Here is an 11410-nt window from a genome sequence, read left to right on the forward strand (position 1 = left end):
AGAGCTATGCTGTTTTGAATGTCTCCAAAACCACGATCAACTATGCTGGTAGTAGCTTTGCGTTTTAGAGCTATGCTGTTTTGAATGTCTCCAAAACTACATACTTAAATCTAATTTGTACGCTAATGTTTTAGAGCTATGCTGTTTTGAATGTCTCCAAAACAAATCCACACGGAGTTACTGCTGAACAAGTGTTTTAGAGCTATGCTGTTTTGAATGTCTCCAAAACTGCATTTTGCTTAATATCGAATATTGTACTGTTTTAGAGCTATGCTGTTTTGAATGTCTCCAAAACGTAATGAAAACCGCTAACGGTATATAGTTTGTTTTAGAGCTATGCTGTTTTGAATGTCTCCAAAACTTTAGATATTGCGATTGGTGAGGATATAACGTTTTAGAGCTATGCTGTTTTGAATGTCTCCAAAACTTGTTCCTCTGGCGTATTTAGGTACTGACCGTTTTAGAGCTATGCTGTTTTGAATGTCTCCAAAACATAAACTTATTCTGTATTGTAAACTATAAAGTTTTAGAGCTATGCTGTTTTGAATGTCTCCAAAACTTTTTGCTATTTTTAGGTGAGTTTTTGTGCGTTTTAGAGCTATGCTGTTTTGAATGTCTCGATTGTTGGCGTAGAGAAATAATCTTGAATAGTATATTTTTTGAGAGATAATTGCGCTGCAAAAAACCGTAATTTTAGGATTGCGGTTTTTTTATGGTTCTGCAAACCCTATCACATCAGCATGTCTAGTGATTTTGACATAGCTTTTCAGCTACAAAACGGCATACTTCTCCAATACTTTGCTACAATAAAGTTGTGGAAGATTCGAGAAGGAGAGGAGCAATATGAAATTAGGAGAACAGCTAAAACAGCTGCGTTTAGAAAAAGGCTATACGCAAGAAGAATTAGCAAATAAACTTTTTGTGACGCGTCAAACGATTTCCAATTGGGAAACCGAGAAAGGACAACCTGATATTGAGAATATTGTACTGCTAGCGCAAACTTTTGATATTTCAATCGATGAACTAATGACTGGAAAGCGACTAATCATTAGTGAGAAAAATGCTATTGGCAAGAAACATTTTATTGCCTTGATTATTTGGTCAATTGTATTGTTGGCGCTACAAATGATCATACGACCGACGACGTTGATCCTTTTGCTGATTTATGCAATCGGAGGCTTAATCATCTCCGTTCATTTCATGTATAAGACAAAAAGATTACCTAGCTTATACGGACAAGCAGAGAACATGTATGACTGGGGTTTATATCTCTGTATATTTTACTTTTTTGCTTGTATTGCGGTAGTTGTGTTGCAAATTAGCAGAGGATAGGAGGGAGCAATATGAAGGGTTTAGTACCTATTACGGCCGTTCAAACAGCTGACGGTATTTTTTGGGCGCAACAGGACCAAAATTATATTCCAAGACTGTTGAATTATTTAAAAGTTGATTATAGAGAATATGATTGGGAGACGGTCCCATTTTATGACTTAAATGAAGAAACGATCAAAAGGTATGACGCAGTTGCCATTACGCCTATGAGTCAGAAATATCGTAAGAGCATATTAGAACTGTCCCCAGAAATCACCGTGATTAAGGTGGGAGCAGAAGACTTTATGCGACAATTAGCGCCTAAAGGAGCAGTTTTAGGACGGACTAGTGGCTACTTGATTGTAGATGGGCCGACAATGTCACAAAAGGGTCAACCAAAAGAAAGCACACAATTCACCAACGATAACCTGCGCCAGCTAATGCGCGATTATCCTAATGTGTATTGGGAAGTCACCAATTTTGAAGAAATTAAGCATCATTTAGCTGAGGGATCAACGGGTATTACGGTTGCATTAGCTCCGGCTGCATATCCTTACCTAAAATTCTTTAATACGCAGTTTCCCGACATTGCCGTAATGAAGGTTGCCCCTAAAGAACTCGAACCGCTGGGGTACCGCTACGAGCAGGGGATGATTATCGTAGGTGCACTGACGCTGTTTCTAATGAGTTTAAGTGCTATGTTATAAAAAAATAGGGAAAACGCTTTAGCTTGTAGATGTTTTTCACATGCTAAGGCGTTTTTGTGTTGTGTCGCGTGTCGTCATGCTAGGAATACGAACAAATCAATAAAAGACACTCAATTACAAAAGTTCAATCATTCGCAAAATAATCAATGGAGGAGTAACATATAATTATGAAAGCGTTTACTTTAGTATTTTACAAGAGAGGAGGAATATAAATGTTAGCCATGAGTATGTTTGTGACAACGATGTCCCGAATTCAATTCGCGTTAACGGCAATTGTTCATTTTTTCTTTGTCCCCACAACAGTCGGCTTAATGGCAGCAACCTTAATTTTTGAATTACTCTATGTTTTTGGTAAAAAGGAGACAGAGCATTATGGCCGCTTAGCTTTATTTTTCGCGAAACTTTATTTTGTCAGTTTTGCTACTGGTGTGGTCACCGGACTCATCATGGAATTTCAGTTTGGTATGAATTGGTCTGTTTACGCTTATTTCTTTGGTGATGTAATCGGCGTCCCTTTAGCTCTAGAAGGGATTATGGCCTTTTTCATGGAGTCAACCTTGATAGGACTGTGGCGCTTTACCTGGGGGAAAATCAATAAGAAACTACACGTCTTATTTGGTGCGCTGCTTTTTATCACGTCATTATTCTCCATTGTTTGGATTATTACGATCAACGCTTTTATGCAAAATCCAGTCGGTTTTACGATGGTAAATGGTCGAGCCCAACTAGACAGTGTGATTTCATTATTACGGAACCCACAATACTGGCCCGAGGCACTTCACGTCTTCTTCGCTATTATGATTTTAGGTGGTTTGGTAACCGCAGGTGTCTCTGCCTGGCAAATATTGCGGAAACGAGATACAGTTCTCTTTAAAAAAGCCGTTCAAATTGGCGTTTTGATGTTCCTGCCAGCGGCAATTATTCAACCGCAAATGGGGGATGACCAAATTGCGGCAACGTTAAATCTGCAACCAATGAAATTTGCGGCGGCCGAAGCTCAATATGAAGACGAAGGTAGCACTACAACCGGAACGCCTTGGGATGTTGTCGCTTGGATTGACGAAAGTGAACATAAGAGTTATGGTTTAGGAATCCCCGGATTAGGCAGCTATTTTGGTTCAGGTAAATTTGTAGGCGCATCGGCGGGAATGAATTCAATTGCTCAAACTTACCATGAGAAGTACGATCAGGAGGTAGCCGCTTCGTATGACGGGGATATGACCTATTATCCGCCAGTTACGCTAATCTTCTGGTGTATGCGCTGGATGGTTTTCAGTGGGTATTATTATATTATCTTTGGTATGATCGCTTTGTTTCTACTCCATCGACGCAAAAAGGCAAAAAGGCGATTGAAGAACACCCGCGTTTGCTAAAAGCGTTAGGGATCACCATGTGGTTTCCATATATTACGGTCATTGCAGGATGGGTAGTAGCCGAAGTAGGCCGTTATCCTTTCGTCGTCTACGGCTTATTTACACAATTAGATGCTGTCTCTCCTAATATGACCGCTGCAAAAATCATCACTTCCATTAGTCTTTTTGCCATAGTGGATTGTCTTTTGATCACCACAGGTTTGGTAATGGGCCATCGAACACTAAAAAAAGGCGCTCCCAATATTGATGGAAATATGGACGAGGATCTATCAGCAGACAATATGTTAATGGGGGAGGGGAAGAGTCATGGCTAATCCGACTAATCTGCAGTTTGCCCTGTATTTGCTAGTTGCCAGCGAGCTATCTCTATTCTTAATTTTAGGCGGCACGGACTTTGGAGCGGGAATTGCGACATTCTTTGTTCATGATGATTAAGACCGCGACGCAATTGTGCGTACCTCAGGGCCAGTCTGGGGCGGCAATGAAACATGGCTCGTCGCTGGCATGGCTGCCATGTTTGGGGCATTTCCTCATTGGTATGCTGCTTTAACTTCAGGATTTTATTTGTTTTTTATTTTCATGTTAGTTTGTTTTATGTTTCGGGGCGTCGCATTTGATTATCGAAAAAAATGGCGCAGTAAAACGTATAATCGCGTATGGGACTGGGGATTATTTTTGGGAAGTTTAATACCGCCATTTTTATTGGGCATTATCTTCAGCGCTTCATTGAGGGGCGTGACATTCAATGGGGATTTTATTTGGATCAAAGCAGGTGAAGTCTTTAATCTCTTTACATTATGCTCGGCATTATTTTTAGTCTTACTCTGCATTCAGATTGGCTTAACGCGTGTGCGGAAACGAGCACCAGAAACAACAGCAAGCAATTTGAAAAGACCATTGAAGCTGGTGAATTATAGTTGTTACGGCTTGGCACTATTAGAAGTTGTGTTACTAGCCCTTAATACTACGATGTTTCAAGCTCATCTTGCCGCGGCGATCGTTGTACTTAGTGTGTTGGCAATCGGTTTGGTTCTGGTGAGCTGGAATCGCCCTAGAATCAGTTTTTGGGGAGCAGCAGTGGCTATTGGTAGTTTTAGCGCAGTAATCTTTTTGGGACTATATCCGAATTTGATCAGTAGTACCTCGGGAATTCCCTTAACAATCATGGCAGCTGCTAGCGGACGGGAATCTCAACTCTGGGTTGCTTTTGGTTCGGGGATGATGTTACCACTGATGATCATTCTGCAAATCACGGCCTATCATTTGATTCATAAAGTGTATCAAGCACCGGATAGCGAAATCAATTATTAGGAGGGAAACAATATGCGTAAAGTATTTCATGTAATTGGTTGGACAGTCGTAATCGTGCTGCCGTGGACTTGGATGTTTTCTTGGCATATTTGGCTGCAACCATTGATTGGTAATTTTTGGGGACAAGCGAGTATTTTTGGCGTAGCGCTGGTAGTATTGGCTTGGGGAATCTATTTGAATGCTAAAGGCTATGGACGTCAAGAACCAGTTCCAGTGAAAGTAAAAAAATAGAATCTACTATAAGTAAACTAACTGAGCGAGCAATGCTTGAATATGACTCAGTTAGTTTTTTTATTTAGTCAAAACAGCAAATTTATCATCATGTTAAAACACATCAATAAATGATGGCTAATTAATGGCAAAGGGAATGAATAATATGTAAAACAGCGTTGTAATAGTCTTTATGTAATCTACTTTGTATAATGTATATTATGTTAACTAGAATAAAATTAATACAAAATAGCTTGTTAAATCCTCTTTTAGGTGCTCTATCCTCTCTTAGTCTTAATTTAAACACCAATCATTAAGAACAATTCCTTATTTAACTTTTCTGAACTTTTTCTGATGATTTATAGCTAGTTGGATACTTTGAATTCTTAAGCTACAGCTACTGAAATTCTTTTGACTAATTGTGATAGTTAAAATGAAATCTGCGACTTTGATTTTTGTAAGTTCGAATCCTATTTGCTGTGACTGACAAACAGCCGTTTCAAGCACTGCAAGTAGCTACATTGTTTATGTAGACAAAAAAAGAGCCATTAACTTATCAATGGCTCACTTAAATTCATACTATTTATTGATTTTAAGGCGTCCGTGTAGATGAATGATTCCTTCGCGGTTCATTCGACCTTGAAGTGCCACGAAGTCTGTGACGGGTTTTCCATGATCTTTGATTGAGACTTTCACGTGATAGTCTTTCCCTTGCTGCAAGCCTAGATATTGGATAGATTCTGAGAACACGTAGTGGCCATCTACTTGGTCTAAATAGGCTAAGTCTTGTTTTGTGGGTAGTAATCCGGGTTCTTCTACCAAAGTTTCTTGCAGCTGTACTGTCGAATCATCAGCCTTTAGTTGGTCAGAATGTCCCCAAATTGGTCGAATCAACAATATAACGACAACAAAGGCAAATAACATGACGCTAATGATTGAAATAAGACGTTTGTTTCTCATGTACTGCGCCCCCTTACATGCTTATTATAGAGCGTTTCGGGAGTGCTGGATGCTTCTTTTTTTATCAAATCATTCTCAAAATTTGCGTTGATAAGAAATGTGCTACAATTGACTTAGCTTATTAAAAATTGATATTAGTTTACATAATATAATTCTGGTTACTTCATAAATATTTAGGAGGCTTTTTATGAAACAAATAATGGATTTAGCACGTATTTATCATGAGGCGCAATTTCTGTTTCCTTATTGGACAGATGATTTGTTAAAAGAATGGACAGCTGCTTATGAGCAATTGTTGGCGACAGTTTCGCAAGGTCTCACTGAACGAGAATTCTATCTTGAACTTATGAAGCTTGCGACTTTGCTGAAGGATGGACACACTCAGATAATCCTCCCCTCTTCTCTGAATGTTAATCAATTTAGTCCTATTAAGTTTGAAATGATAGAAAATGAATTGGTTGTTACGAATGCTCAAGTACCCTATATTGATTTGATTGGCCAAGTAGTTCAAAAAATTGAAGGTAAACCAGTTCAACAGTTTTTAGCTGAAATTAAGCCCTTTATCTGGCATGAAACAGACTTTTTTTATGTGAATTTAGTCGCGCGTCTCCCCTTCTTCTTTCCTGATGGGCTGAATATAAGCGTTGCCGGGGAGCACTATTTAATCAAAATGGTCGCTACGCCCCGCCTGGCTAAACCATTGCGACAAGGCGTTCTCCGCTATCAACACGAAGGCCTATCCCTTTATCAAATTGAAGACTCAATCATGGTGAAAATCCAACACTTTATGTCAGAAACAATGGTCAAAGATTTTTATCGCCATGTCGAGTTATTGCAGCAGGCTGATAAATTGATCATCGATGTACGTGGAAATCTAGGCGGTAATTCTGGGTTTGCAGATGAGCTTGCTCAGGCTTTTTATCCAGGTGAGTTTCTAGTTGAGCGCTACTACTATCAATTAACTAATGGAGAAACTTATGCGAATGGGTCACAAATCGCCACTTGGCCAGCAAAAATGCTGGATGAAGCAGCGCAAACCCGTTTTCATAAGGAGTTAGCTAGTTGGCGTCATCAGGCTTTTGAAGAGCAATCTGAAACAGCCTTTTATCCTGAATTTGCTGGAAAACTAGCGGAGAAACCTGTTGTTTTGCTGCAAGATGCGGCGACCTATTCTTCTGCAGAAAATTTTTTGATGAACTTTATCCAGCGGTCTAAGACTGTCACGATAGGCACCTCAACGGCAGGATCTACTGGTCAATCTGCGTGGATTCCTTTGGAAACAGGTGGTTATTTCCAAGTGACGGCTAAAGCTGTGGAACTGCCAGCTGGCACAATTCACCATAACCAAGGCCTCAAGCCAGAGATTGAGATCAGTCTTACCATTCAGGATGTCCAAAATGGCGCAGATCCTATCTTGGCAAGAGCTTTAAAAAACGATACAGAGTCCTAAAGGCAACTCTGTATCGCTTCTATTTTTGTAGGTCTGTCTGAATGCTGCTAGCAATTTCTTCTGGAAAATAAGGATATAGCACGATTTTATCAAGGATTCCAGGATAATAGTCTAAATTTAGCCATTTTTTGGCAAAGCTATTGGCGGCTATTTCAACTAGTGCGTTGATTGTTGACATATGCTGATAACGCCCAATCCCCCACAATTTGATTTGAAAATCTTGTAAATCAAGTTGTTCATGCTCCTGGATACTGTGAAAGAGTTCATGGGCGATAATGACATCACGCCACTTCTCGAATTGCCATTGTTCCAAGTTATGTTCGGCAAAATAGGAATCCTTTTCCTTGAATAAAGTATTTACGACAATTTTGTTAGGAGTCTCGAAATAGCCTAATGTGGCAAAGCTTTTATCCACACCAATCTCTTGCTCCTCAATTTGCACTCCTAGATAGTCCGCCAGTGCTTCGACGGTTGGCGGCTCAACTAGCTGCTGATATTTTTCAGCAAGACGAATCCCTAGATTTTTCGCCATACGACCTTTTTGCTCGATTTCATCTAAAGAGAGCTTGTAGCCAATACGATCATTGCTGATGGCTTCACGGATAATCGTATCATCCGTGAGCCATAGCAAGTGCTGCAGCATACGTTCCAGTTCCATTATAGATTATTTCGTGCGGCGACCACGATAACCTCTTCTTTACCGCCGTGCTGCATAAGCTCGGTATCCATGACCATGTGTAGCTGTGAAAGCTCTAGCATGCCGGTATAATCGACTACTTTAGCCCCGATACATAAGTAAATGTCTGGAGCCAGCTTAATGTCACTCTTATAGACAGCTAGATCTTCCCAGAAATTATCGACTACATTGCGAATGCCACCGACAGTTGTTTTAACGGCCTCACCATCGCCCCGCTGAATTTTAATGAAGCCTTTCTTATCAATAATCCGTAATTCTTGTTGATCATTTTTCATGGTACCGAAGCAATAGAAGTATTCATTTTCTTGAATCAAGTAAGCTTTTTCTTCGGAAATCTGCATCGATTTGGCTGCTAATTGCTTCGCCTCTGCCTCATCGACTTTCGCTGATAAGTCAGTCGTTTTTACTTCGGTAGAACCAGTCGCAATTGCGCGAACTTTATTTGTTTGAGAATCAATTTCCATTTGAACTTCAATCGTTTCCGGAGCCGCCCCAGATTTAGTGGCGGATTGGATTGCTTCATTACGGATATCCTCTAAATCTTGTGGGGCTGGATTTGGAATTACCCGTTCCACAACATCACGAACCATCGCCAAAGCCACCCCAATGGAAGAAATAACTTCCGCATGTTGAGCAATGTCATAACCTAAGCCCATCTTTTTAGCTGTGTAAGGAAGCAGTGAGGTAGCACCGCCGCCTCCGCCGACTAAGGAGATTTGGCTGCGTTCGACTTTGTGTTTGTCTGCTAAGAAATTGATAACCTTAATAACAACATCAGAGGCCCGGTCCATAATTTGGGTAGCCGTTTCTTCAACAGATAGACCGATATCGTCAGCTAAAGCTTTGATGGCCTTGTAACTGGCATCATAGTTCCCGAAAGAGTAATCGCCTTTCTTCACTAATTTCAAAGCATTGGCTGCACAAGTAACGGTAATCGCAAAGCGTTTGCCATCTTCACCTTCAATGGCAATATAATCACTTGGATCGTTTTCCAATGGTTGAATCCGTACGACTTTTGGATTGATAATTTCTTCTGGCGTACTGAAGGCTGCATACGGTAGTTTAGCGATATGGGCTGAACGTGGACCTACTGCAACGACACTGCTCTTATCTGCCCGTACCATACTTCCGCCAGCAACACCGGATACGTGAACATCTAGCGAACTAATTAAGGTTTTATGTCCGCCGACAACGGAGTAATCAATCATTGGACGTCCATTTTTAATGACCCCAATATCAGTACTGGTTCCACCAACTTCAAAGAAGATGGCATTGGAGGCTTTCAAGTACATCAAGGCACCAACAGTTGAGGCTGCTGGACCTGATAACATGGTTAAAACAGGCCGTTTGCGCATTTCGTTAATATCCATAACCCCACCATCGCCGCGCATAATCATCAAGGGTACTTTAATGCCGGCTTGACGGACGCTGTCTTCTGTACTATCGGCAGTTTCAAACATTTTCGGTAAAATAGAGGCGTTGATAACTGCGGTCCGAGTCCGTTTGGAAAGGCCGTACATTTTACTAATATCACTAGCTTGCGAAACCTCTACGTTCATTTCTTTCCCGATTTCCGCAATCGCTTCTTCTTCTGATTTATCGTCCACCCCGAAGGCTTTTGACGCAACGATGACTTCAGCGCCTTCGCCAATCAACTCTTCCATGGTGCGCTTGGCGATCGACTTATCAAATTTTTTCAGTGGAATGTATTTATTATGAGTGGAGATTTTTCGTTTGCCGGTTTCGTCCAGGATTATGTCGTGAATCACGGCTTGGCGTTTAGCCAAAAAGCTATTGCCCATGCCGATGACGCCGGTTACGGCTACATCCCCTTCTAGGAGCGCGTTAGTCGCCTGAGTAGTACTGTGTGCGATAAAGGTTACTTCGTCTGGCGCGATACCGTTTTCATTTAAGCATTTTTCAAAGGCCTGTACAACACCAGCAGAAACGCCTAATTCATCATCGTGAGTGGTTTTAACAGACCCAATCCCTACGATTTCAAATGTATCATTATCAATAGCAACTGCTTTTGTATGGGTTCCCCCAACGTCGATACCGACGCGGATTGCACGTTTCATTTATTTTTCCTCCTCTTAACCAAACATCATGTAACAGATCATCACGTTGATTGCACCAGCGGCCCAGCCCCAAGGTACCCCAGTAAGCATGAATTCTTTTGCGCCAACTTTTGAATAGTTTAACGCCCACAAGTTCCAAGATTGGGTTGGACATGTCGATAGGTTCATAGAAATTGTTGGGATATAGATTAATGGGAACAACAGACTAACTGGGAAAATCCCCATTCCTTGTAAGATACCAACTGTGGCACTACCGGCCCCAAAGATCGTCAATGGGCCACGGAATAGTCCTAGTGGAATCAAGATGGCAAAACCAATACACAATACTAAGGTACTGGTGGGCATGAAGTCACCGATAACTGCTTGGAAGAATGGTGCGGCGATTCCAGAAGCCTTATTAAACATTGGTAGAATGAATAAGAAACCAAGTAGTGAAGCGACGTCCACGACACCATCATAGAAAGTCCGCGTAATCAAGCGTGTGCCGTCTTTATAGTTAGGTAATTTACCACAGACAGCTAACGCATATAATGAAGCGACGATAAAGGCTGGGATTGGTTGCCAGCCAAAAACGATTGCTAACAATACTGGAATAACGGGAGTAATCAAGGCATAGACTGGAATGTCCTTTTTCTTTTCTACAGCCGAAGCAACCGCTGCCCAGTTATACGTGCGTTTTTTCCGTAAACCGAAGACTAACATTAAAATAATCATGACGGTTTGAACGCCGAGAGCCGTAAAACCAAAGCGTAGGTAGCTCCAGTCGTATTGATATTCAGTAAAGATTCCTTGCATCTGTTTAAAGAGTACAATATTGACGTACATCCCACTACCGACACTCATTAAGTAAGACGTTACCGCCAATGGTTTCGGTACTCCTAGTGACATTAAGATTGGCAGTACAATGATCCCAATGGCAACAACGGCACCGGCACCGAATGTGGAAGTGAAAATCAAAGTTGTTACGATACACAATAAGATGGTTGTGAATAGTGGATTTTCACCACTTAGCTCAACGGTTTTTTTGATTAAGCTAGAGGCAATTTCAGTTTCAATCAAGATGCGGCCAAACCAGCTACCGAAGATAACGATAACGGCTGTTGCCCCCCAGCTTTCCGGTCCACCTTGGAAAACGTCCAACATCGCTTGGTCCCATGTCAGCTGTCCGCCAACAATACTGAAGAATACCCAAATAATTGCCATTACAAAGAATCCGACCATCAAGTTGCCGCCTTTAGCAGCAAAGCGAATCAATAAGAAATACGTGATCAATAAGATGACACCAATAATAAAGTCCATTTTTCGCTCTCCTT

Annotated in this window: 10 protein-coding genes, 1 pseudogene and 1 CRISPR repeat array (1 of these 12 only partly in view); of the genes and pseudogenes, 7 read left to right on the forward strand and 4 right to left on the reverse strand. The window is 41.1% G+C overall.

Going from position 1 to position 11410, the window contains the following annotated elements; genetic code table 11:
* Window positions 1–625: direct repeats of the CRISPR family, unit length 36 nt; unit sequence GTTTTAGAGCTATGCTGTTTTGAATGTCTCCAAAAC; it begins 71 nt to the left of the window's first position.
* A 218-nt stretch (window positions 626–843) separates the two neighbouring features.
* The 6 genes and pseudogenes from ECA01S_RS00645 to ECA01S_RS00665 all read left to right on the forward strand — a co-directional run bounded on the left by ECA01S_RS00645 (window position 844) and on the right by ECA01S_RS00665 (window position 4933).
* The gene (locus ECA01S_RS00645) at window positions 844–1332 is read left to right on the forward strand and encodes a helix-turn-helix domain-containing protein (RefSeq protein WP_067389549.1); all 489 of its coding nucleotides are present in this window, start codon (window positions 844–846) and stop codon (window positions 1330–1332) included.
* An 11-nt stretch (window positions 1333–1343) separates the two neighbouring features.
* On the forward strand, window positions 1344–2018 hold the full coding sequence (locus ECA01S_RS00650) for a hypothetical protein (RefSeq protein WP_067389552.1): 675 nt from the start codon (window positions 1344–1346) through the stop codon (window positions 2016–2018).
* Window positions 2019–2260: 242 nt separating this feature from the next.
* Window positions 2261–3705 (forward strand): annotated as a pseudogene (locus tag ECA01S_RS14275) (cytochrome ubiquinol oxidase subunit I).
* Window positions 3698–3826, forward strand: coding sequence for a hypothetical protein (locus ECA01S_RS14675; protein WP_281176619.1), 129 nt, complete (start codon window positions 3698–3700; stop codon window positions 3824–3826). Before ECA01S_RS14275 ends, ECA01S_RS14675 begins: the two are co-directional and overlap by 8 nt.
* Before the next feature lie 12 nt (window positions 3827–3838).
* Entirely contained in the window at window positions 3839–4702 is an 864-nt protein-coding gene (gene cydB / locus ECA01S_RS14280; RefSeq protein ID WP_082703212.1) for a cytochrome d ubiquinol oxidase subunit II, read from the forward strand.
* Between the two features lie 12 nt (window positions 4703–4714).
* Window positions 4715–4933 (forward strand): hypothetical protein, encoded by a 219-nt coding sequence (locus ECA01S_RS00665; protein ID WP_067389556.1) that lies wholly within the window; start codon window positions 4715–4717, stop codon window positions 4931–4933.
* Window positions 4934–5491: 558 nt separating this feature from the next.
* Here ECA01S_RS00665 and ECA01S_RS00670 read toward each other — a convergent pair.
* On the reverse strand, window positions 5492–5872 hold the full coding sequence (locus ECA01S_RS00670) for a hypothetical protein (RefSeq protein ID WP_067389558.1): 381 nt from the start codon (window positions 5870–5872) through the stop codon (window positions 5492–5494).
* A 187-nt stretch (window positions 5873–6059) separates the two neighbouring features.
* Here ECA01S_RS00670 and ECA01S_RS00675 point away from each other — a divergent pair, with 187 nt between their 5' ends.
* Entirely contained in the window at window positions 6060–7322 is a 1263-nt protein-coding gene (locus ECA01S_RS00675) for a S41 family peptidase (protein WP_067389562.1), read from the forward strand.
* A gap of 19 nt (window positions 7323–7341) precedes the next feature.
* On the opposite strand, the gene ECA01S_RS00680 is transcribed toward ECA01S_RS00675, so the two are convergent.
* The 3 genes from ECA01S_RS00680 to ECA01S_RS00690 are packed head-to-tail and all read right to left on the reverse strand — an operon-like array spanning window position 7342 to window position 11396.
* Window positions 7342–7980 (reverse strand): hypothetical protein, encoded by a 639-nt coding sequence (locus ECA01S_RS00680; RefSeq protein ID WP_067389565.1) that lies wholly within the window; start codon window positions 7978–7980, stop codon window positions 7342–7344.
* Window positions 7980–10097, reverse strand: a complete 2118-nt coding sequence (locus ECA01S_RS00685; RefSeq protein WP_067389568.1) for a hydantoinase/oxoprolinase family protein — start codon at window positions 10095–10097, stop codon at window positions 7980–7982. Before ECA01S_RS00685 ends, ECA01S_RS00680 begins: the two co-directional genes overlap by 1 nt.
* Window positions 10098–10112: 15 nt before the next feature.
* Window positions 10113–11396: a citrate transporter gene (locus tag ECA01S_RS00690; RefSeq protein ID WP_067389570.1), complete on the reverse strand. Its 1284-nt coding sequence runs from the start codon at window positions 11394–11396 to the stop codon at window positions 10113–10115.
* Window positions 11397–11410: the final 14 nt, after the last annotated feature.

The organism is Enterococcus canis NBRC 100695 (assembly GCF_001544375.1).
GTDB classification, from domain to species: Bacteria; Bacillota; Bacilli; order Lactobacillales; family Enterococcaceae; genus Enterococcus_H; species Enterococcus_H canis.